The sequence below is a fragment of the Klebsiella africana genome, assembly GCF_020526085.1.
In the GTDB taxonomy this organism is placed as follows: Bacteria; Pseudomonadota; Gammaproteobacteria; order Enterobacterales; family Enterobacteriaceae; genus Klebsiella; species Klebsiella africana.
Genome location: NZ_CP084874.1, coordinates 2,873,726 through 2,895,483, shown reverse-complemented (window position 1 = coordinate 2,895,483; position 21,758 = coordinate 2,873,726). Strand labels below are relative to the sequence as shown.

At 57.2% G+C, this 21,758-nt stretch carries 22 protein-coding genes and 2 pseudogenes; 12 read left to right on the top strand and 12 right to left on the bottom strand.

The genetic code is table 11. From position 1 onward, the window contains the following. Positions 1 to 136 precede the first annotated feature (136 nt). Complete coding sequence (locus LGL98_RS14155; RefSeq protein WP_136032975.1) at positions 137 to 1,042, top strand: LysR family transcriptional regulator; 906 nt, start codon at positions 137 to 139, stop codon at positions 1,040 to 1,042. Positions 1,043 to 1,061: 19 nt separating this feature from the next. On the opposite strand, the gene LGL98_RS14150 is transcribed toward LGL98_RS14155, so the two are convergent. Then, the gene (locus tag LGL98_RS14150) at positions 1,062 to 1,985 is read right to left on the bottom strand and encodes a LysR family transcriptional regulator (protein ID WP_136032977.1); all 924 of its coding nucleotides are present in this window, start codon (positions 1,983 to 1,985) and stop codon (positions 1,062 to 1,064) included. Between the two features lie 87 nt (positions 1,986 to 2,072). Here LGL98_RS14150 and LGL98_RS14145 point away from each other — a divergent pair, with 87 nt between their 5' ends. Both LGL98_RS14145 and LGL98_RS14140 read left to right on the top strand, forming a co-directional pair. Continuing rightward, positions 2,073 to 2,936, top strand: coding sequence for an MBL fold metallo-hydrolase (locus tag LGL98_RS14145; protein WP_168435352.1), 864 nt, complete (start codon positions 2,073 to 2,075; stop codon positions 2,934 to 2,936). Next, positions 2,936 to 3,847 (top strand): NmrA/HSCARG family protein, encoded by a 912-nt coding sequence (locus LGL98_RS14140; RefSeq protein WP_136032981.1) that lies wholly within the window; start codon positions 2,936 to 2,938, stop codon positions 3,845 to 3,847. Before LGL98_RS14145 ends, LGL98_RS14140 begins: the two co-directional genes overlap by 1 nt. Before the next feature lie 54 nt (positions 3,848 to 3,901). On the opposite strand, the gene LGL98_RS14135 is transcribed toward LGL98_RS14140, so the two are convergent. After that, complete coding sequence (locus LGL98_RS14135; protein WP_136032983.1) at positions 3,902 to 4,450, bottom strand: TetR/AcrR family transcriptional regulator; 549 nt, start codon at positions 4,448 to 4,450, stop codon at positions 3,902 to 3,904. Positions 4,451 to 4,538: 88 nt separating this feature from the next. Between LGL98_RS14135 and LGL98_RS14130 the strand changes: the two genes are divergently transcribed. Beyond that, a complete protein-coding gene (locus LGL98_RS14130) occupies positions 4,539 to 5,573 on the top strand; it encodes an NADP-dependent oxidoreductase (RefSeq protein ID WP_136032985.1) in 1,035 nt (344 codons plus the stop codon). Between the two features lie 45 nt (positions 5,574 to 5,618). Here LGL98_RS14130 and LGL98_RS14125 read toward each other — a convergent pair. Then, positions 5,619 to 6,793, bottom strand: a pseudogene (locus LGL98_RS14125) (aminotransferase class I/II-fold pyridoxal phosphate-dependent enzyme). A 220-nt stretch (positions 6,794 to 7,013) separates the two neighbouring features. Between LGL98_RS14125 and LGL98_RS14120 the strand changes: the two are divergent. The 4 genes from LGL98_RS14120 (at position 7,014) to LGL98_RS14105 (ending at position 10,537) form a co-directional block, all read left to right on the top strand. Next, on the top strand, positions 7,014 to 7,820 hold the full coding sequence (locus LGL98_RS14120; RefSeq protein ID WP_136032987.1) for a MetQ/NlpA family ABC transporter substrate-binding protein: 807 nt from the start codon (positions 7,014 to 7,016) through the stop codon (positions 7,818 to 7,820). 8 nt (positions 7,821 to 7,828) lie between these two features. Next, a complete protein-coding gene (locus LGL98_RS14115) occupies positions 7,829 to 8,842 on the top strand; it encodes a methionine ABC transporter ATP-binding protein (protein ID WP_136032988.1) in 1,014 nt (337 codons plus the stop codon). Further along, the gene (locus LGL98_RS14110) at positions 8,835 to 9,503 is read left to right on the top strand and encodes a methionine ABC transporter permease (RefSeq protein ID WP_064159577.1); all 669 of its coding nucleotides are present in this window, start codon (positions 8,835 to 8,837) and stop codon (positions 9,501 to 9,503) included. The genes LGL98_RS14115 and LGL98_RS14110 overlap by 8 nt, the downstream gene beginning before the upstream one ends. Positions 9,504 to 9,793: 290 nt before the next feature. Next, on the top strand, positions 9,794 to 10,537 hold the full coding sequence (locus LGL98_RS14105; RefSeq protein ID WP_136032990.1) for a hypothetical protein: 744 nt from the start codon (positions 9,794 to 9,796) through the stop codon (positions 10,535 to 10,537). Between the two features lie 112 nt (positions 10,538 to 10,649). On the opposite strand, the gene LGL98_RS14100 is transcribed toward LGL98_RS14105, so the two are convergent. The 3 genes from LGL98_RS14100 to LGL98_RS14090 form a co-directional block, all read right to left on the bottom strand. After that, the gene (locus LGL98_RS14100) at positions 10,650 to 10,844 is read right to left on the bottom strand and encodes a hypothetical protein (protein WP_004176404.1); all 195 of its coding nucleotides are present in this window, start codon (positions 10,842 to 10,844) and stop codon (positions 10,650 to 10,652) included. Between the two features lie 238 nt (positions 10,845 to 11,082). Next, the gene (locus LGL98_RS14095; RefSeq protein ID WP_136032992.1) at positions 11,083 to 12,201 is read right to left on the bottom strand and encodes an oxidoreductase; all 1,119 of its coding nucleotides are present in this window, start codon (positions 12,199 to 12,201) and stop codon (positions 11,083 to 11,085) included. Then, positions 12,164 to 12,907: a DeoR/GlpR family DNA-binding transcription regulator gene (locus tag LGL98_RS14090; RefSeq protein ID WP_025713229.1), complete on the bottom strand. Its 744-nt coding sequence runs from the start codon at positions 12,905 to 12,907 to the stop codon at positions 12,164 to 12,166. Before LGL98_RS14090 ends, LGL98_RS14095 begins: the two co-directional genes overlap by 38 nt. A 278-nt stretch (positions 12,908 to 13,185) precedes the next feature. On the opposite strand from LGL98_RS14090, the gene zntB reads away from it, so the two are divergent. The 3 genes from zntB (at position 13,186) to dbpA (ending at position 16,069) form a co-directional block, all read left to right on the top strand. Then, positions 13,186 to 14,169 carry a zinc transporter ZntB gene (gene zntB / locus LGL98_RS14085; protein ID WP_136032994.1) on the top strand — a complete coding sequence of 328 codons (984 nt, stop codon included), beginning with the start codon at positions 13,186 to 13,188 and terminating at the stop codon, positions 14,167 to 14,169. 317 nt (positions 14,170 to 14,486) lie between these two features. Next, a complete protein-coding gene (gene ynaL, locus LGL98_RS26280) occupies positions 14,487 to 14,681 on the top strand; it encodes a proline-rich small protein YnaL (RefSeq protein ID WP_080897168.1) in 195 nt (64 codons plus the stop codon). A 14-nt stretch (positions 14,682 to 14,695) separates the two neighbouring features. Then, positions 14,696 to 16,069 carry an ATP-dependent RNA helicase DbpA gene (gene dbpA / locus LGL98_RS14080; RefSeq protein ID WP_136032995.1) on the top strand — a complete coding sequence of 458 codons (1,374 nt, stop codon included), beginning with the start codon at positions 14,696 to 14,698 and terminating at the stop codon, positions 16,067 to 16,069. A 45-nt stretch (positions 16,070 to 16,114) separates the two neighbouring features. On the opposite strand, the gene ttcA is transcribed toward dbpA, so the two are convergent. Next, entirely contained in the window at positions 16,115 to 17,050 is a 936-nt protein-coding gene (ttcA, locus tag LGL98_RS14075; RefSeq protein WP_023282471.1) for a tRNA 2-thiocytidine(32) synthetase TtcA, read from the bottom strand. 48 nt (positions 17,051 to 17,098) lie between these two features. Then, positions 17,099 to 17,532, bottom strand: a pseudogene (locus tag LGL98_RS14070) (tyrosine-type recombinase/integrase); the annotation flags it as partial. A 306-nt stretch (positions 17,533 to 17,838) separates the two neighbouring features. On the opposite strand from LGL98_RS14070, the gene LGL98_RS14065 reads away from it, so the two are divergent. Beyond that, on the top strand, positions 17,839 to 18,102 hold the full coding sequence (locus LGL98_RS14065; RefSeq protein WP_168435353.1) for a bacteriocin immunity protein: 264 nt from the start codon (positions 17,839 to 17,841) through the stop codon (positions 18,100 to 18,102). Positions 18,103 to 18,407: 305 nt separating this feature from the next. Here LGL98_RS14065 and LGL98_RS14060 read toward each other — a convergent pair whose 3' ends face one another. From LGL98_RS14060 to ompC, 4 genes are all read right to left on the bottom strand, one after another. Beyond that, entirely contained in the window at positions 18,408 to 19,076 is a 669-nt protein-coding gene (locus LGL98_RS14060) for an SOS response-associated peptidase (RefSeq protein ID WP_136032997.1), read from the bottom strand. Between the two features lie 514 nt (positions 19,077 to 19,590). Next, positions 19,591 to 20,025 carry a universal stress protein UspF gene (gene uspF, locus LGL98_RS14055; protein ID WP_168435354.1) on the bottom strand — a complete coding sequence of 145 codons (435 nt, stop codon included), beginning with the start codon at positions 20,023 to 20,025 and terminating at the stop codon, positions 19,591 to 19,593. An 81-nt stretch (positions 20,026 to 20,106) separates the two neighbouring features. After that, a complete protein-coding gene (locus tag LGL98_RS14050) occupies positions 20,107 to 20,319 on the bottom strand; it encodes a KTSC domain-containing protein (protein WP_136033004.1) in 213 nt (70 codons plus the stop codon). A 143-nt stretch (positions 20,320 to 20,462) separates the two neighbouring features. Next, entirely contained in the window at positions 20,463 to 21,617 is a 1,155-nt protein-coding gene (gene ompC, locus LGL98_RS14045; protein WP_136032999.1) for a porin OmpC, read from the bottom strand. Between the last annotated feature and the right edge of the window lie 141 nt (positions 21,618 to 21,758).

The following is a 21,758-nucleotide window of genomic DNA, read 5'->3' as shown; positions in this document are numbered from 1 at the left end:
TGACTCCTTGCTCAGTTAAGCCCTGTGTTGGCTGGCTACGGGCTCAGTGTAGGGGGGCGGACGACATTCGATAAGGGCAGCATTTCGGGTTAGACTGTTCGTAATAATGGGATAATGAGCGCCGGGGGGTAACGAAATGGATAAACTGGATGCCATGCAGGTCTATGTTGCGGTTGTGGATGCCCACAGCTTCGCCCGCGCGGCGGAGGTGCTCGGGCAGCCGCGCTCCACGGTATCGCGGGTGGTGAAGGAGCTGGAAGCCTGGCTCGGGGCGCAGCTTCTCCAGCGCACCACCCGCAAGCTCAGCGTGACGGCGGAGGGGCGCCGGTACTATGAGGAGTGTAAAAGGCTGCTGGCCGAGATGGCGGCGATGGAAGCCTCATTCCCCGGGCGCTCGGCTCAGCCCGCCGGGCGGTTCAAGGTAGGGATGCCGCAATCCCTTGCCCGCCACTGTATTCTGCCGAGGATCGGCGAGTTTTTGCAGCAGTATCCCGACCTGGAGCTGATCCTCTGCTCAAGCGACAACGTGGAAGATATTATTCAGGAGGGATTCGACTGCGTGATCCGTACCGGACGGATCGAAGATTCCACCACCCTGGTGGCGCGGCCTCTGGCCCGCTACCGCTGGATAGTCCTCGCCTCGCCGGCCTGGCTCGCAGCCCACGGCCGGCCGCAGAGCATCGACGAACTGCACCAGCACCGGGCGGTGGGCTACCTGAATCACCGTACCGGGCGGACCATCGACTGGCTTTTCTCCCTCGATGATGGCGACTGCGCGATCCGCATGCGGGAGACGCTGGTGGTTGACGACACCGATGCCTACATTCAGGCCGGCATTCAGGGGCTGGGCCTGATCCGCGTCGCCAGCTATCTGGTGCAACCTTATCTGCAGAGCGGGGCGCTGGTCGCCTGTCTGGAGCAGGCCGCTTCTGATCTTCCTTTGTCGCTGGTCTATCCGCAAAACCGCTATCTGCCGCCGGCGGTGCGCGCGTTTTATGACTGGAGCAGGCGCATTTTGCAACCCCCGCTCAGCGAGGCCTGATGCCGGGGCATCGGCCCGGTTATTGGCCGCGCATGGCCTGTTTTAACCTCGCCACCAGCCAGTTCAGCGCCGGATCCTGCGCCCGCCGTTTATGACGCAAAATGCACAGCGTAAATTCCGGATACGCTACCGGCGGGGCGTCCGTGCGCAGCGCATACTGCGCCTGCCAGCGCTGCGCCAGCCCCTGCGGGACGGTGGCGAACAGCGGCAGGGTGGTCAGCAGCAGGGGAAAGGTGGAGAAATTCTGCGTGGCAAAGCGCACGCGCCGCGCGAGCCCCTGGCTGGCGAGCTGGCGGTCAATTTCACCGTGGCCGGTTTCGCGATAGGCCACCATTACGTGTTCCCAGGCGACAAAGTCGCTCACCGACAGCGGGCCGCGGCAAGGGATCTGCTGCGGCGACCACAAGGTGGTGACTCCCATGGTCATCACCGGCTCGCTGACGATCTCCCCCCGGCTCTGTTTGTTGACAGACACCGCGACATCAATGCGCTCTTCCTCCAGCAACTGGCGAACCTGGAAGGGGTCGGCGGCTATCGACTGCAGTGAAACCCCGGGCGCCTCCTGCATCAGCCCGGGTAACAGCGGGGGCATCAGCCAGTGTTCGCTCCAGTCGCTGAGGCCGATGCGAAAAAGCTGCTGCGCGCGCGCCGGGACGAACTCCCCGGCGCCAAACATCGCCGAATGCAGGTTTTCCATCAGCGGCTGCAGGTCGGTCATCAGCGCTTGCGCCCGCGGCGTCGGCAGCATGCCTCTGGCGCTGCGCACGAACAGCGGGTCGTCAAACATCTCGCGCAGGCGTTTCAGCGCCCCGCTGATAGCCGGCTGGCCAAGATGCAGCACCTCTGCGGTACGGGTGACGCTCTCTTCGCGGTACAGCACCATCAAGACTGTCAACAGATTCAGATCGATACGACTAAAATCATTTTCAATGATTTTCTTCATTATGATAATCAATTTGAATGTGGGTTATCCCGGCAGCATAGTGAATATCACCCCGATAAATCAACCAGCGCAATGCGCGCGGAGGGAGTGATGCAAACTTACCAGACAGGCGATAGCCTGATTTTCAAAGTACCGGAGCGCGAGATTACTCTGCAGCCGGCGGCGCTCTTTCCACAGGCGTTCCCGGTAGCGGAGGCGGACAAGGTTATTCAGCCGATTGCGCTGTCAATCCACAGCTGGGTGGTGCAGACCCCCTACGATCTGATTGTTATTGATACCGCCACCGGCAACGGTCGGGAGCGCGGCGGCAATCCGCTCTATCATCAACTTAACACGCCGTATCTGGAGAATCTCTGCGCCGCGGGAGTGAACCCGGAGGACGTGACCCTGGTACTACTGACTCACCTGCATACCGACCATGTCGGATGGAATACCGTCTGGCAGGACGATCGCTGGGTGCCGCTGTTTCCCAACGCCCGCTATCTGTGCTCGGCAAAAGAGCTGTCGCGGGTGAAAAATAGCGAACGCTACCGGGCGCTGTGGCTTGACAGCCTGCTGCCGGTGATTGAGGCCGGCCAGCTGGAAACCGTCGATGTGGCGACCCGGCCGCGGGTCGGCGGACGGATCGACTTTATCCCCACCCCCGGCCACAGTCCCGACCATGCCGCGCTGATCCTCGCCGCCGGAGATGACTACGCCTGTTTCTCCGGCGATCTTCTGCATTCCCCGATCCAGTTTGCCCATCCGCAGTGGAACTCAGCGTTCTGCGGCGATCCCCGACAGGCGGAAGCTTCGCGACGGAAGATGATGGCGTGGGGGGCAAGCCATCATGCTCAATGGTTCACCGGGCATTTTGCCGGGCCTTCCTGCGGCTGGCTGGAGGAGGATAAGCAAGGTGAATATCGCTGGCGAGAGGCCGGGCAACAGGCTGCAGATAAAGGGGAAGAGTGATGAATAATGCGCAAAGCGTGTTGGTTTTTGGCGCCACCGGTCAGCAGGGCGGCTCGGTGGCGCGGGCGCTGCTGCACCGCGGCTGGCAGGTTCGGGCGCTGGTCAGGGATCCTTTCTCCGCCGGGGCCGTCGCACTGGCGGCGCGGGGAGCCGAGCTGGTGGTAGGTACCTTTGAAGACCGGGCGGCAATGCGGTCGGCGATGGCCGGGGTCGACGGTGTCTTCAGCGTCCAGCCCAGTTCGCCGGGAGGGACGGTGACCGATGAGCAGGAGGTACGCTACGGGATAACCATTGCCGATCTCGCCGTCGAGTGCGGGGTGAAGCATCTGGTGTACAGCTCCGGCAGCGCAGCGGGGGAGACGCCGACTGGCGTAGCGCATTATGACACTAAAGCGGAAATTGAACGGCATATCCGCAGTCTGCCGCTGGCGGCGACCATCGTGCGGCCCGCCACTTTTATGGAGCTGCTGGTGATGCCCGGTTTTGGCCTTGATGAAGGTCGTTTTCACTTTTTTATGTTGCCGGAGGGGAGAATGCAGGTGCTGGCGGTGGAGGATATCGGCCATCTTGTCGCGGCGGTTTTTGCCGCGCCGGCGCGGTTTGCCGGCAAGACGTTCGAGATCGCCAGCGACAGCGTGACCGGTCGTCAGCTGGAGGGGTTATTCTCCGCGGCGGCGGGACGGCCGATCCCCTATTCGCGTTTCTCCGACGAGGTGCTGGCCGCCAGTCCGTTTCTGCATAAGCTGACAGGGCTGGTGGACGACGGACGGCTGGCCGGGCACGCCGACCTCGACGCCATGCGTCAGCTGCACCCGCAGCTGTACACCTTCGCCGGCTGGCTGGCCGGCCCCGGCCGTCCCGCCTTCGAGCGAGCGCTGACCACTGCGGCCAGCTGGGCGTTTGATCGTTAAAGGCGGGCGTTTCGTTAGCGCCAGGCGTGCTGTCTCGTCGGTGACCGACTGCCGCTAGCCGGCAGTCAGGATCGCATCGGCCAGCACCGCGAAAATCCGCTCTGCGCGCGGGGCATGGGACGGCTGCTCCCGCAGCCAGGCAAGCGCGGCGATCAGATCGAACAGTTCGTCTCCGCTGAGATCTGGCCGTGCCTGCCCGGCCTGCTGCGCGCGGGTCAGCAGCGACGTACCGGCGGCGCGCAGGGCAACGCAGGCGCTGTGCAGGGCGGATTCAGGATCGTCGATGGCGCTCATCAGCGGAGCGATGATCCCGCGATGCTGATGGGTAAACGCCACGCTCTCAGCCAGCCACTCCAGCAGCGCCGTGGCAGGATCGGCGGCGAGCAGAAGCGACTCAGCCCGGGCGGTTAGCGCCGCAAAGCGGCTGCGGAGCAGGGCTTCCAGCAGACTGTCGCGGTTGGGAAAGTGGCGATAGAGGGTTCCCATTCCGACGCCCGCCCGGCGGGCGATATCGCGCAGCGAGACCTCGGCGCCTTGCTCCACGAAGACGTCCCGGGCCACCTCGATTAACAGATCATAATTTTTTCTGGCATCAGCTCTCATTGGCGTTCCTTGACAATCGGAGCACTGCTCCATATATTCGGAACAGTGCTCCGTTAAATATAACGCATTTCCATATGAGGAGAAAGCGATGTCGACGCAGATGATGAAGGCCGTTCAACAGCACGCCTTTGGCGGGCCGGAAGTCCTGAGCTATGAGGATGCGCCACTACCGATGCTGCAGGCCGGCGAGGTGCTGGTGCAGGTGCACGCGGTGGGCGTGAACCCCCCGGATAGCTATCTGCGCGATGGTTATCAACAGCTGCCCCCGGAGTGGCGGCCCGAGGTCCGCTTTCCCTTGATCCTCGGGACCGATCTCTCCGGGGTGGTGGTGGCGCGGGCGGATGACGTCCGGGAGGTGGCGGTCGGCGACGACGTGTACGCCATGGCGCGTTTTCCCGAAGGGGCGGCAGGGGGCAGCCGTGCTTACGCCGAGTACGTTAGCGTGCCGGTCAGCGACCTGGCCCGCAAACCCCTAACCCTGAGCCATCAGCAGGCCGCCGCGGTGCCGATGTCGCTCCTGACCGCCTGGCAGTTCATGATCGATCCCGGGCATGAGGTGGCGAATCCGCTGCAGCCGGGGCCGCATCGGCCGGTGCCGCTGGCGGGTAAACGCGTCCTGGTCAACGGCGCGGCGGGCGGCGTTGGTCATTTCGCCGTGCAGCTGGCTAAGTGGCAGGGCGCCGAGGTGATTGCCGTCGCCGCGGGCTGTCATGAAGCCTTTTTGCGTCAGATCGGCGCCGATGCTTTTATCGACTATACGACCACCGCGGTTGAGGAGGCGGTACGTGACCTGGATCTGGTCATCGATGCGCCAGGCGGGGCGGACAGCGGCCGTTTTCTGCGTACCCTGCGGCACGGCGGCGCGCTGTACCCGATCTTTCCGCTCGGCTTTGCCGGGGCGGAAGAGGCACGACAGTGCGGAGTGACGGTCTCCACCACCCAGGTACGCTCCAGCGGCGCGCAGCTCGCCCTGCTTGCCGACCTGATGGACGCCGGGGTCATCCGGGTTGCTATAGACAGCGTTTTCCCGCTTGCACAGGCGCGCAGGGCCCACGAGCGAGCAGCGCAGGGCCATCTTGAGGGCAAAATCGTACTGTCGGTGATGGACTCGTCAGCCGAGTAATCCCCGCCAGCCAGGGTTGCGTTTTTTGCTTCTCCCGGCGGCGGACTAAAACAGCGCCAGCCGGGCAAGACGGTCGAGCGCGTTGCTCAGCGCCTCGTCCCCTGCGGTCAGGCTGATGCGAATAAATCCTTCCCCCCTTCGCCAAAACCAGTGCCCGGCGCCACCAGAATATGCGCTTCCTGTAGCAGCAGGCGGGCAAACTCCTGCGAACGGTAGCCGGGCGGCACGCCGAGCCAGAGAAAGAACGTGCCTTGTGCGGTACGCGCCGGCCAGCGCAGTGCGGCCAGTCGACGCAGAACCCACTCCCGACGGTGATGATAGACCGCCGTCAGCTGCGCAATCCGTTCGGCCGGCAGGTTGAGCGCGGCGATCGCCGCATCCTGAATCGCGCCAAACACCGTGCTGTAGCTATGGGTGTGCAGCTTTTTAAACGCCCGGATAATCGAGGCGTTGCCGACCGCGAAGCCGAAGCGCCAGCCGGCCATATTAAAGGTCTTGGAAAAAGTGTAGGTTTCCACTCCCCACGCTTTGGCGTCGGGCTGGGAGAAGAGGCTCAGCGGCGCATCGCTGGCCGCGCTGCCGATGGCCGCATAGGCAAAATCGTGCAGGATCGGCACCTGGTGACGACGAGCAAACTGCAGCGCGCTGGCGAACAGCGCCGGCGTGGCAAGGGCGCCGGTTGGATTATGCGGGTAGTTAAGCACCACCAAACCGGCTTTGTCAGCGACCTCCCGGGGGATATCGTCAAAATCCGGCAGGAATTGATTCTCAGCCCTGAGCGGCAGGCCATAAAACGCCGCCTGGGACTGCAGCGCCGCCGAGCGGTAAATCGGATAGCAGGGATCGGTGGAGATGAGGAATTGCCCGGGTCTGAGCAGCGCCCGCGGGATGCCGCCAATACCGATATGCGAACCCTGAAACACGGCGACTTCGCTATGCGGATCGATTTCCACATCATACTGCCGGCGATAGAACCGGGCGATCGCCTCGCGGACCTGCGGTTTGCCCCAGAACGACGGGTAGCCATGGTTTTCACGACGATGAATGGCGCGCTGCAGTGAGTCAATGACTTCCGGTGGCGTGGGTTGATCCGGACTGCCGCTGGAAAGATCGATCAGCGGCAGCGCTTCGGTGTTGACCTCCGCGGCCAGTTTTTCCAGCAGGCTGAACAGATTCTCTTCCAGGGCGTCCACCAGCGGCGAAGCAGTAAAATCAGGCATAATATTCCCGGTTTAAATCACGAATAATTAACCATCTTTAAGGGATTTATTGCGGCTGGCTAAATAACAAAATACGCAAAGGATTCTTGTTTTTAGGATATGTCGATATAGCAAAAGTTAATGAGGAATTAGCAAAAGGAAATCCGGCGTTCTGGCTTACAACCCACAGTCGGCTGTGATTTAATCGCTCAATATCGCCAACCTTCCAGGAAAATACCTTATGAACAAGTCAGTTGCGCTCGGGATGACTCTCGCCCTGTTGTCGGTCACCTCTTTTTATGCCGCCGCCGATGATCATCTTATTCGCGTCGGCTTTAACCCCGGGCCGTATAAAGAGCAATTTGAGAAAGGCGTCGCGCCCTATTTATTGAGCAAAGGATATAAAATCGAATATAAGGATTTCAGCGACGGTATTCAGGTGAATGATGCAGTAGCCCGCGGCGATATCGAAGCGAATATTATGCAACATCCGGTATATCTGAAAGCAATTAATGAGCGGCTGGGGATCGATAACGTGGGTATTGTGCAGGTCCCCACGCCGCCGATGGGGCTGTATGGTGGGAAACTGACCACCCTGGGTACCCCGGCGGCAGGCACCGTCGTGTCGGTACCAAACCAGCCGTCGAATGAATATCGCGCGGTACTGGTGCTGGAGAGCCTGGGCTGGGTGAAAATTAAACCAGACAGCGATCCGGCCACTTTTTCGCAGCGTAACATCGTGGATAATCCTTACAAAATCGTCCTAAAAGAGATGGATAATGCCCAGCAGGTTCGCGCTCTGCCGGACGTCGACTATGGCCTGATTCAGGGCAATTTTGCCGTCTCCAGCGGTATGTCCCTGACCTCGGCATTAAAACTGGAAACAGCCACCAGCCATTTTATTAATGTCGTGACCGTCGCCGGTAAAAACCAGAAGGCGCAGTTTGCCAAAGATATTATCGATGGCTACCACTCGGCCGAGTTCAAAAAATATATTCTCAGCCATCCGCAGTATGATGGTTACCTGCTGCCTGGCTATTTAAAATGAATAACGCGATGATAGAATTTCGCCACGTCAGTAAAAGCTTTTCCAGGAAAGGACATCCGGTTCTGGCCTTGCAGGATATTAATCTCAGCATTGAGCGAGGCGATATTTTCGGCATTATTGGCTACAGCGGGGCAGGAAAAAGCACCTTATTACGGCTGATTAATCGTCTGGAAACGCCTGGCGAGGGCGAGGTACTGTTAAACGGCGAGCCGCTACAGGCCTGTAGCGGCCAGCGCCTGCAGGCGATCAAAAAAGATATCGGCATGATCTTTCAGAATTTTAATCTGCTGAATTCGAAAACCGTTTTCCATAACATCGCCATCCCGCTTATTTTGCAGGGGCGCGACAAGGCCTTTATCCAGGCGCGGGTTGCGGAACTGCTGGCGTTCGTCGATCTGAGCGACAAAATCCACAGTTACCCTAATGAGCTGTCGGGCGGACAAAAGCAGCGGGTCGGTATTGCCCGGGCGCTGGCCACCAACCCGTCGGTGCTGCTGTGCGATGAAGCCACCTCGGCGCTTGACCCCCACACTACGGTGCAGATCTTACTGCTCTTGCACGAGATTAATCGCCGGTATGGCATCACCATCGTGCTGATCACCCATGAAATGTCGGTGATCCAGAAAATCTGTCACAAGGTGGCGGTGATGCAGGCGGGCCGTATCGTTGAGCAGGGGACGGTTTTCGACCTCTTTGCTCAGCCGCAGCATTCGGTCACGGCCAGTTTCGTGCAGTCGGTGGTGCACGACCGCCTGCCGCAGCGGGTGGCGTCGCTCCTGCAGCGCGATAACGGCGCCCGGGCTTTACGTCTTGAATTTATCGGCGCGACGGCGCAGCAGCCGATCATTAACCACTTGATCCGCGAGTATGCTGTCGAGGTAAATATCCTGTTTGCCAGCATGTCCGAAGTTCAGGGCCGGATTCTGGGATTTATGATTGTGCAGCTCCTCGGCGAGCCTGACGAAACCGAACGCGCCATCACCCATCTGGCCGATGCAGGAGTGAAAATCACCCATGTTTGATCTTATTGATACCGCCATCACCGGCGAGCAGTTTCTGCTGGCGCTGCATGACACCCTGATTATGGTCGCCGTCTCGCTGGGCTTTGGCGCGCTGATCGGCGTCCCGCTGGGGATTGTGCTGGTGGTTTGCCGTCCCGGCGGCATCGTGGCCAACCCGGTGGTGCATCAGGCGCTGAATCCGCTGATTAACGTGCTGCGCTCGCTGCCGTTTATCATTTTGCTGATTGTGATCCTGCCCTTCACCCGACTGCTGGTGGGCACCACGATCGGCACCGCGGGGGCCATCGTGCCGCTGATCGTTTTTGTCGCCCCCTACATTGCCCGGCTGGTGGAGAGCTCGCTGCTGGAGGTGGATGAGGGGATCCTCGAAGCCGCGGACGCCATGGGCGCTACCCCCTTGCAGACGGTCTGGCACTTTATGCTGCCGGAGGCGGCGGCATCACTGATTCTGGCCCTCACCACGGCGACCATCGGTCTGCTCGGCGCCACCGCCATGGCGGGTACCGTGGGCGGCGGCGGAATCGGGGATCTGGCTATTACCTATGGCTATCAGCGCTTCGACGCCTTTGCCACCCTAACCACCGCTCTGGTGCTGATTGTGATTGTCCAGCTTATCCAGACGCTGGGCACCCGTCTGGCTCGCCGACTGCGCCGCGAATAACTGCCAATTCGCACCGGGATCCGCGCAAAAAAGATATGATGATCTTCAACGTCCTCCTGAATGGCAGGGCGATATTATTGCGGCGTAAAGCAATTCTGAGAATATATATAAAGGATTATATAATTAAGATAAATGCTAACTGCTTATATCAATCTGAAAATAAATAAAGGGGAGGAGACTGCACGCTTTTTGATTGATCTTGCCAACGGCTTTGCTACTATCCAGGCGGCATTCGCTTTTATTTAATAATGTCTGAGAATGGAATAGTAAAATACATCATGGAGTATGGCATGAAGCATGTACATAAGCTGGCCTGGATTGGCCTGTTCGTCAATATTATTATCTGTTTTGTCGCGCGAAACTTATTATTAGAGGAGGGACAACTGAACTTCCATCGTGGAGTGGATAGCATGTGGTCCTGGCTGGTGCTGGCCCTGTTTATTGCCGTGGTGGTTCAGGCGGTCAGCATAATGCTGTCAGGCCGCTACCCTTATCTGGCCATCGTCCTGGCGTTTGTTGGCGGTATCGTGATGGTGCCCGCCAGCGTGATCTTTCTGGTGGGTAGTCTGTTCAGCTTGCAAACGCGGATTAACGCCGGATTTACGCCCTGGCGATCAACCACAGCAGTGGCCGCGGATGACAACCAGCTATTAACCTTTAACGCCTCAGGCTTTTATCCACAAGGGGCGCTGGCGCTCATCGCCGGGATCATTATTTTAATGATTGGCATGGGTATCGGCGGAGTATTTATTGCCGCCGGTATTGTTGCGCTGTGCAATGGCTATCGTCTGCAAAATCGGGTGGTGATTGGCGTGAGCGGCGAGTCGATGATATTTACCCCAGGGCTCTATGCCGATACTTACGTTATTCCCTTGCGGGATGTTGCTGTGGTTGAACGCAGCAATAATGATGCGAAAGTTCGGCTGCTGATCCCGTCCAGCGGCAGGAGTTTTATACTGCGCAAAAAAATGTTGGCTGGCGATAACGTTAATGACGCCTTTGCCGCCATTCTGGCAAAACTGACTACCGTTTAATGCTGGCAGGATAGAGAAGCCGCCAGGCGGCGCGAGGCGTCCTGGCGGTTAAAGATGGGGTTAGCCTGCGCGGCTACCGCATCAGCCTGTCTCGCACGAACAGCACTGCCTGTTAATCCACGTTAGTAAAATAATCGCGCGCGGCGGTCTCGACGCGTTTCGCATCCAGCCCGGTCTTCTCAGTGATCTGTTCGATAAACGATTTAAATTTTTCGCTCATCACGTTACCCCCTTCCCAGTGGGCGACGTAGAATTTGCACTGATAGCGATAAAAATGGAGAGTGGTATCTCCTAACGTGTAATACATGAGCTTCTCCTGTCCAGTAATGCGGTTGCCGCGTCCACAGCGTCAGCAACCTTGTTCTCATCACGATCGATCTGTTCTCTATCCTCCTCCCAAATGGCTGAAATTTCCAGCGGAGGTTTGCCCCTGATGGCAGGATAATGAAGGGCTAATATACGGACAGGTAGTGATTTTTGCTGACAATGGCGAAGGCGACCCGATTACCGGCAGTTGCGCAGGTAACCGGGGGAAACAGGCAGGATTAGCGCAGCGCGTTGCGCTCGTCCTCGGTCAGGTCCAGGGACTGTACCACGCCGCTTTCCGCGGAGCGCACCGCCGCTTCCAGCACGGCCATCACCGCCAGCGCTTCTACCGGCGGTACCGGATTGGCAATCTGACCGTTCAGCGCGTCGCGGATCTGCATATAGTACTGGCGCTGATCGCCCTGCGGAGTGGTCTGAGTGCGGGCCTGCAGCGCGGCATCATAGATAACCAGCGGGTCATCATCTTCACCCCAGCCGGCGCTTCCCGGCGCCACGCCTGCCAGCAGTTGGCTCTCCTGCTGGTCGGCCCGCGCTTTGAAAACGCTGCCTTTATCACCGTGCACGGTAAAGCGCGATGAGCCGCCCGCGACCAGCATGCTGCAGTGCAGGATCACTTTATGCGCTGGGTAGTTTAGTACCACATGCGCCCAGTCGTTGATCTCCGCGCCGTCGCGTAGGGTCGCGATGTTGCCTTGCACCGACTGCGGCAAACCAAACAGCTGCAGCGCCTGGTCAATCAGGTGCGGCCCCAGGTCGAACCATAAGCCGCTGCCCGGGACGTTCTGCTCGCGCCAGCGGACGCGGACTTCCGGGCGGAAGCGGTCGAAATGCGACTCGAAGTGTTTCACCGCGCCGAGGGTGCCTTGCTCAATCACCTGACGGATCCCGAGATAGTCGCTGTCCCAGCGGCGGTTATGGAAGACGGAAAGCAGGCGTTGTTTTTCCTCCGCCAGGGCGATCAGCTCCCGGGCTTCCTGCATATCGAGAGTGAAAGGTTTATCCACCACCACATGTTTGCCGGCGTTCAGCGCCAGACGGGCCAGCGGTGCGTGGGTGGCGTTGGGGGAGGCGATGACCACCAGGTCGACATCCGGATGCTGAACCGCTGCTTCCGGGGAGGCTATCACTGTGACGTCCGGCAGGTCGCGTTTGACCTTCTCTTCATCGCGGGAAGCGACGAACGCCAGGTTCAGCCCCGGCACCGAACGGATAAGCGGCGCGTGGAAGGTCTTACCGACAAAGCCATAGCCAATCAGGGCGATATTTATCGTGTTGTTACTCATTAGGTTCTCCACGTTGTTAAGCGTCAGCAATATGTACAGAGAGGGCGGGATCATCCCCCAGCTCAGCCCAGGGACGATCAAGAAAAAGATGGTGAATGTCGCTGAGCCCGGCCACCAGCCACGGCTCACAGTGGTTCACTTTGGTATGATCTGCTACCAGCCAGCGCTCGGCGCTGGCGGCCAGCATGGCGCGTTTAACATCGGCATCGGCTTCGTGGCTGGCGCTCAGGCCCAGCCCGGCATGCAGGGCGCAGGCGCCGAGGATCGCGATATCGGCCCGGTAGCGGGCGACCAGCGACAGGGTGGCGCTGCCGGCGAAGAGCCGCTGTTCGCTGTCCCACTGGCCGCCAAGCAGGATCAGCTGAATGTCGGCGCGATCGCTGAACAGCTGGGCGATATCCAGAGAAGCGGTGATCACGGTCAACGGCCCTTTAAGCTGCGCGGCGACCGCCAGCAGCGTGCTTCCGGCGTCGAGAAACAGCGTCGAGCCCTGGGGGATATGGGCGGCGACCAGCTCGCCGAGACGCTGCTTCGTCTGGGTGAGCAGGGCATTTCTTCCCTGGCGCGTCATCGCCGGCACGTTAAGGGCGATGGCGCCGCCGTGGCTTTTCTGCAGCACGCCCTGTTTTTCCAGGTCGCTCAGATCGCGGCGAATAGTATCGGCCGACACCTGCAAGGCGTCGACCAGTTCACTAATGCTCAGCTGGCCGTTTTCACTCAGCCTGTCGAGGATGTGTTTTTGTCTGGCAAGCTTATGCATGGCAAGAGATTCCGCAAAATAACGCAATAAAAAGCATAATACAGCAATAAAACGCAAAATAAACTGCAAAACATTGCACAAAGAGGGCCGATGCGTGAAGAACTTGATTTCACAACACTTTAACGTTAAATGAGGAGAGCGGTGCGACCCGGGGCGAAAGCGCTTTTTAATGAAGCCGTTAGCTAATCTTCCTGGGCAATAAAAAGCGAAAATGCGCGCTATCGCATACCTTATAGAGAGTGTGCGCTATCTGACAGGCATGGATTAACGGAGGTAGAGTGGACGCGATAAAAGGCTCGGAGTTGCAGATACCGGACGCGATCTTCGCATGGGTGCTCGACGGGCAAGGGGGCGTGAAGCCGCTCGCCGATGACGATATTATCAACAAAGACAAGCCTTGCTGGCTACATCTCAACTATACCCATAGCGACAGCGCCGACTGGCTGGCGGCTACCCCGTTGCTGCCCAATAACGTACGCGATGCCCTGGCGGGGGAGAGCACCCGGCCGCGGGTGACGCGGATCGGTGACGGGGCGCTGATCACTCTGCGCTGTATCAACGGCAGCACCGATGAGCGGCCCGACCAGCTGGTGGCGATGCGCCTGTATATGGATGAACGGCTGATCGTCTCCACGCGTCAGCGCAAAGTGCTGGCGCTGGACGATGTGCTGGGCGACCTGAAGGAGGGCAATGGCCCCACGGATGGCGGTAGCTGGCTGGTTGAAGTTTGCGATGCCCTGACCGATCATGCCAGCGAGTTTATCGAACAGCTGCACGACCGCATTATCGACCTCGAAGATGATCTGCTTGACCAGCAGGTGCCGCCGCGCGGTTTCCTCGCGCTGCTGCGCAAGCAACTGATCGTGATGCGCCGCTATATGGCGCCGCAGCGCGACGTATACGCCCGTCTGGCCAGCGAGCGGCTGCCGTGGATGAGTGACGATCAGCGGCGGCGGATGCAGGACATCGCCGAGCGGCTGGGGCGCGGTCTGGATGAGATCGACAGCTGTATCGCCCGGACGGCGATTATGAGCGACGAGATAGCCCAGATTATGCAGGAGTCGCTGGCGCGGCGGACCTATACCATGTCGTTGATGGCGATGGTGTTTCTGCCCAGCACCTTTTTAACCGGCCTGTTCGGCGTCAACCTCGGCGGGATCCCGGGCAACAGCTGGCATCTGGGATTTAGCCTCTTCTGCCTGATGTTAGTCGTTGTCATTGGTGGTGTTGCATGGTGGTTACATCGTAGTAAATGGTTGTAAAGAATCGCCTTTTAGCGGCCGCATTGCCGGGAAAACCCGGCAATGTTTGAGCGAAATCAATAAACCATCTACCCATTCAGGGCAATATCTCTCTCGCAGGTGAATGCAACGTCAAGCGATGGGCGTTGCGCTCCATATTGTCTTACTTCCTTTTTTGAATTACTGCATAGCACAATTGATTCGTACGACGCCGACTTTGTTGAGTCGGCTTTTTTTTTGCGCTCTCCGGACCAGCTTCTACCCTTACTAAGACACCCGACGGTTATCAGGCCGTTGACGCCAGCGGGTACGCCCGTCTCACATTCCGGGAGGCCTCTATGCATTACGCTTCAGGGCTGACAGCCCAGTCTATTCCCATCTCGCCCGAGCCGAACGATCCGGTTCCTTTACCCGACCCACGACCGCGTCCGCAGCCCCAGCCCGATCCGCCGCCTGACGAAGAGCCGATTAAATTGTCGCATCAGGCGCGGAGATCTGCGAGGATACGCGCCTGCAGATTGTCTGCCTTTTAATACGAGAATACATTGTGACCGCTTTTTCTACCCTGACTGTTTTACCTGCCGCCCAATTAGCCAACCTTAACGAGCTGGGTTATCTGTCGATGACCCCGGTTCAGGCCGCCGCCCTGCCGGCGATCCTCGCGGGGAAAGATGTGCGCGTGCAGGCAAAAACCGGCAGCGGAAAAACGGCCGCATTTGGGCTGGGTCTGCTGCAGCATATCGATCCGGCGCGCTTCGAGACCCAGTCGCTGGTGTTGTGCCCGACCCGCGAGCTGGCCGATCAGGTCGCCGGTGAGCTGCGCCGCCTGGCGCGCTGCCTGCCGAACATCAAGATTCTGATGCTCTGCGGCGGGCAGCCCTTTGGCGCCCAGCGAGATTCCCTCCAGCATGCCCCGCATATTATCGTCGCCACGCCGGGCCGTCTGCTCGATCATCTGCAGAAGGGCACGGTCTCCCTTGACGCGCTGCAGACCCTGGTGATGGACGAAGCGGACCGCATGCTCGATATGGGTTTCAGCGACGCCATTGATGAGGTGATCCGCTTCGCACCGGCTGACCGGCAGACGCTGCTGTTTTCTGCCACCTGGCCCGCGGCAATTGCGGAGATCAGCGGCCGAGTGCAGCGTCAACCGCAGACCATTGAGATCGATACTGTCGATGCGCTCCCGGCGATTGAACAGCAGTTCTTTGAAGTATCCCGCCACGGTAAGATTGCCCTGCTGCAGCGCCTGCTCAGTCAGCATCAGCCCGCATCCTGCGTGGTGTTTTGCAACACCAAACGCGATTGCCAGGCGGTCTGCGATGCGCTCAACGCCGCCGGGCAGAGCGCCTTGTCGCTGCATGGTGACCTTGAGCAGCGCGATCGCGATCAGACGCTGGTGCGCTTCGCCAACGGCAGCGTCCGGGTTCTGGTGGCGACTGACGTCGCCGCCCGCGGCCTGGACATCAAATCCCTGGCGCTGGTGGTGAACTTCGAACTGGCCTGGGATCCGGAGGTACATGTTCACCGTATCGGCCGTACCGCCCGCGCCGGCGAACAAGGGTTGGCCATCAGCTTTTGCGCGCCGGAAGAGGCGCAGCGCGCCACTATTCTGGCCGACATGCTGCAGCTTTCCCTGAACTGGCTGCCGGCGCCGACGGGCAACACCATCGCGCCGCTGACGGCGGAGATGGCGACGCTGTGTATCGACGGCGGGAAAAAGGCGAAAATGCGCCCGGGAGATGTGCTGGGCGCCCTGACAGGGGATATGGGTTTTGACGGTGCCGATATTGGCAAAATTACCGTCCATCCGGCTCATGTCTATGTGGCGATCCGCCAGAATATGGCGCAGAAGGCCTATAAGCAGTTACAAAACGGCAAGATTAAAGGCAAAGCCTGCCGCGTTCGACTGCTGAAGTAAGGGCCGGTTAGTGCGTCTCAGGCGGCGGCCTGAGACGCGTGAGGGTTACTTCACTTCCACCACGTTCAGACGCAGTTCATCGAGGCGGGCGTCTTCTTCTTCCGGCTGCCAGCCGGCGGGCTGCAGGGGAATATCTTCCCGGTCAAACGCCAGATCGCCACCGTCCACCACCTCGGAGCCGTGGGTGATACTTTTAAAATCAAACAGATTGACGTCGCTCAGGTGCGAAGGCACCACGTTCTGCATTGCGCTGAACATGGTTTCGATGCGTCCGGGATAACGCTTATCCCAGTCGCGGAGCATATCGGCGATCACCTGGCGCTGCAGGTTTGGCTGCGAGCCGCACAGGTTGCAGGGAATAATCGGGAAGCCTTTGGCCTGGGAGAAGCGCTCGATGTCTTTTTCGCGGCAGTAGGCCAGCGGGCGGATGACGATGTGTTTGCCGTCGTCGCTCATCAGCTTCGGCGGCATCCCTTTCATTTTGCCGCCGTAGAACATATTCAAAAACAGCGTCTGCAGGATGTCGTCGCGATGATGGCCGAGGGCAATCTTGGTCGCCCCGAGCTCGGTGGCGGTACGATAGAGGATGCCGCGGCGCAGGCGAGAGCACAGCGAGCAGGTGGTTTTTCCTTCCGGGATCTTCTCTTTTACGATGCCGTAGGTGTTCTCTTCGACAATTTTGTATTCAACGCCCAGCTGCTCAAGATACGCTGGCAGAATATGTTCCGGGAATCCGGGCTGTTTCTGGTCGAGGTTCACCGCCACCAGCGAGAAGGAGATGGGCGCGCTTTTCTGCAGATTACGCAGGATCTCCAGCATGGTATAGCTGTCCTTGCCGCCTGAAAGACAAACCATAATGCGGTCGCCCTCTTCAATCATGTTGAAGTCGGCGATCGCCTCACCGACGTTGCGGCGCAGACGTTTCTGCAGCTTATCGATGTTGTATTTCTCTTTCTTTGTAAGTTCTTGATTTTCTTGCATTATTAACATTCTCAAAAGCTAAAAGGGGCATATAGAGGGCAACATGTGTTAAAGCCCAAGCCGGGAACTCAACATAGAAACCTGGTCGCCGTTCATCTCTTCTATCCATGTACTATAAACGTCGTACACCATTTGCGCGTTTCATGCCCCATCTGATTGGCTATAAAAGACGGGTTTGCGCCAGCCGTCAGGAGCCAGCAGGCAAAAGTATGCCGCGTATGGTACGGATTCCTGCGGCGAATGCCAGCGCGTTTTACTGCAGCTTCCCATCTGCTGCTTGTGCGGCCTGGCGAGTAGCCGGGTTCATGCTCGACTTTCCGTCTTCGCGACATGAAAACAAATCGCAATTTCTGTTCCTCGCTTGAGCCGTATTCCCTGCGGTGAAACGTGGTGGTGGATACCGGATGGCCAGCCGTCAGTTCGTGCTGCGCTTTCAGCGCTTCCAGGGCAGGGCCGGGCAGCTGAATCGTCCGGTTTCCTGCTGCTAATGCCATACCGCCGCTTTTTGCTGAGGCGCTAGTGAGAGCTACTTAATTCATTCGGGAGAGCTTTCTGGAAGGCTGATTCTGATACCTCTGAGCTAAGTGAACGGTTTGATGACGCTAGCTTAGGGAGTATTAAGTTAGAAAAATGAACGTTCATTCGTAAAATGAGCATGTCGAGGGGGGCTTAAACATGAAGTAGAACACGTAAAAGCGGTAAAAAATACCGGTGATATGTATGATGTTGATACTTACGAGTTATGATGCCGAAAAAGCCATATTGAAGTTCACACAGCATGGGGGTAAATGATGAACAATAAAAAAAGCATTTCTGATTATACCGAAGCTGAGTTTTTAGCTCTTGTAGTAAAGATATTTAATCCAGATAATACAACCGAAGATGAAGATATACAAAATGTATTAGAGTTTGAAAGTATCTCTGAACACCCTGATGGTTCTGATGTGATTTTCTATCCTCCAAAGGGTCGAGAGGATAGTCCGCAAGGGGTTGTTAAGGAAGTGAAAGAATGGCGGGCCAAGAATGGCAAGCCTGGTTTCAAGGGGAGCTAATCGGGACCGATACGTTATCTTACCTATCCTAACGTAATAATAGATGACTTCTTATTTAAACCCGCGCCGGCGGTTTTTTTATTACGTTGAGTTAATTATCGAGGAAAGTAGCTCACAATTTTTTTATCAACCAGCCCTAATGATGCCTTCGGAGCCTGAGCAACTTCCTTAACTTATGCGCATTGAGGAAATTCCCGATGCAAAAGACAATAAGAACACCATGGTCTGCTCCTTATTGATTAATACATTATGATGTCAGCAATGTCGGCTTTTAGCATAGTGCGGCTATTATCACGTTATAGGATTTAAATAGCCTCAATCAATTCCGCCCCCTGATTCTTAACGTTGCCCACCGCTCGGGAAACGGGGTGCCATGTGAAATGATCTGCAGGTACAGCACCATCTGCAATTATCTCATTCACCTCGTTTCCTCGAATATCCTGCCTCATCCATTCCCGGGCGGCTTCAGGCGCCAGAACCAGCGGCCGACGGTCATGAATATCGACCAGCCCTTGGTCAGCAGCAGCTGTCACTATCAAAAATCCTTCAGCTTCGTCTCCGCGTTCAAATGGTGTACTTCCGATAGCAGCCATGAATATCGGTTGGCCATCAGTACGATGAATGAAATAAGGCTGTTTCTTGTCACCTTGACGTTTCCATTCAAACCAGCCATCGGCAAAGCAGATCGCCCGACCGCGCTGCCACAGCGGTTTAAACATCCTGCTGCTGGCTGCGGTCTCAACCCGGGCATTAATCAGCGGCGATTTATCCCACCATCCCGGGGCATAACCCCAGTGAACGGGGTCGAGTTGCAGTTGCTCATCACGTTCGCTCAGGAGCAAAACCTTTGTCCCTGGCGCCACGTTGTATCGGCCGATTGGTTCTGGGTCAAAGGCGATATCGCGCTCAGCTTCTTCGGCAAGATAAGCCAGATATTCTTCACGTGTCTGTGATTGAGCAAAGCGTCCACACATGGTTACCTCCGGTCTTTAGACTGAAAGTATAGACGTCGAGTATGGACACTGACCGAGTGGGTAAGTTTTCGTTCTGGAAGTACCTCGCAAAAGAGGAGCATACAGGGGGTATTAAATGATAAATAGAGGCAATTAAGGGCATAAGAGATGTAGATTGGGGTTGCGGGACGTAGTCCGTGTGGGGGTTGTATTCAAATATAAAATCAAGAAATTCAGTTGGTTGGTGTCGTTCGCAACTTATTGATGTTGTACTTTTTTCTGATTTCTTGATTTTGCAGCATGGAATAGTGGCTTAATTCGCAGTGTGGCATCAGAAGAGCACGCATTCTGCCAGCCGCTGAACAACGTGGCGCTGGCGCGTAGCAATTATTGAGGTTTGACAGGCAACCGTGGGGTGTATGGCACGGATTCAGGGGCGGAATGTCAGCATCTTTCCGACACTTTTGGCAGCGAGCAGCCAGGCGGGGGTAAGTGATGCGGAAAGTAAAAGCCCGCCGGGCGGCGGGCTGTGGCGTTAGCGGACCACCAGGACCGAACACTCGGCGTGACGAACCACCGCGGCGGCGTTGGAGCCCAGCAGATAAGTTGTGATATCCGGCCGATGCGAAGCGATGATCACCAGGTCGGCTGGCAGCGACTTGGCCAGCGCAAGGATTTTATCTTTTGGCGATCCTTCCGCGACGTGAAAATGCATCCGGTCTTCCGGGATGGAGAACTGCCTGGCAATCTCTTTCAATTGCGTTTCAGAACCCTCACGCAGCTCATCCATGCCGGGAAGCTCAGCGGTATAGGCCATTCCCAGTGAGGCATAATAGGGCAGAGAAGGGATCACGGTGAGGAAATGTACCTCGGCGTCGTCAATCCGCGCTTCCGATTCAACGTGACTGATAATGCGTTCAGTAAATTCCTTATCAGAGATATCGATAGGGACAAGAATCATTCTGCTCATAAAACCTCCTGTTTAAGTATCCCCTCATATTGTAAGGCAATATGGCACATTTTGTATCATGACCACGGTCACATTTTGACATTAACGTAGCTTGCGTTCGGGAAATTTTCCTTTAATCACGCCGTCATAAAATCGTCCTTTTGATACCACCTGTAAAAAGTCACGAAAAATACGCGGTGGGACCCCGATATATTGTAATGGCGGCTGGTGATAAAAATAGATTTCCAGTGTGGCGGAGACGTCATCGTAGGCGACGGAGATAATTCGGGAAGATTTTACCGGATGGTGGTGCATCATGGACGTCCTTGGGCAAGCACTGACTGGCCATGACTATATCATTAAACGGACGGCTATTTTAGCCTGCGAGATATAGCGTTTTGTTTTATCTGCAGCGAGGCGGGTGGGGGAAAGCCCGCCGGAACCGGCGGGCAGGCGCATCAGAACTGGTAAACCAGGCCCAGAGCGACGATGTTATCGGTAGAGATACCGTTGTCTTCGTAGAATTTGTCGTTACCATCCAGCAGGTTGATTTTGTAATCAACATAGGTGGACATATTACGGTTGAAGTAATAGGTCGCGCCAACGTCCATATATTTGACCAGATCTTTATCGGCATAGCGGCCGTTATTGTACAGATCTTTGCCTTTGGACTGCAGGTAGGAGATGGCCGGACGCAGGCCGAAGTCGAACTGATACTGCGCGGTGACTTCGAAGTTTTGCGTTTTGTTGGCGATACCGCCACCGTTGGTACTGCTGGTAGAGCCGTATGGCGTCATATTGCGGGTTTCAGAGTACATGGTCGCCAGGTAGATATCGTTGGCGTCGTACTTCAGGCCGGCGGTCCAGGCGTCCGCTTTGTCGCCTTTGGCGTATCGTTCGGTGTGAGTATAGTGTTGCTGGTCGGCTGTACGGTCAGACGAGGTGTAGGCTGCCGCCGCGCTGATGCCCATGCCGAAGTCGTAGGAAGTGGAGAGGCCGAAACCATCGCCATTGTCGAAACGAACATCGCTGTCGCTGCTGCGGTTATTGGTGCCGACGTTGATATCCTGCGCGTTCTGGCCTTCGTTTTTACCCTGATACTGCAGGGCGAAGTTCAGACCCTCCACCAGGCCGAAGAAATCGGTGTTGCGGTAGGTTGCGACGCCATTGGCGCGGCCTGCCATAAAGTTATCCGCATAGGTGTAGGAGTCACCGCCGAACTCCGGCAGCATATCGGTCCAGCCTTCAACGTCGTACAGCACGCCGTAGTTACGACCGTAATCGAAAGAGCCGTAATCGCCCACTTTGATCCCGGCGAATGCCAGACGGGTCCACGCCTGATCGCTGGCGCTCTCGGTGTTGTTGGCCTGAACGTTATATTCCCACTGGCCATAGCCGGTCAGCATATCGTTGATCTGAGTTTCGCCTTTAAAGCCAAAACGCAAATAAGTTTGATCGCCGTCTTTTTTCGAGTCGCTGGAGAAATAATGCAGACCATCTACCTTGCCATAGAGATCTAATTTATTTCCATCTTTATTATAAATTTCCGCTGCATGAGCAGCACCGGCAGCTAATAAAGCCGGAATGACGAGGGCCAGTACTTTTCTTTTCATGAAGAAATTCCTTTAACTGTTTTTATGTTTTAGCTTCCGGAAAGGAAGTGAACTCATGCTAAAGGAGCGGTCTGAGATCCGGTAAGACTCAATTGTTACGATATAAGTAAAATCTAAAATAAATAATACCAATGAAATGGT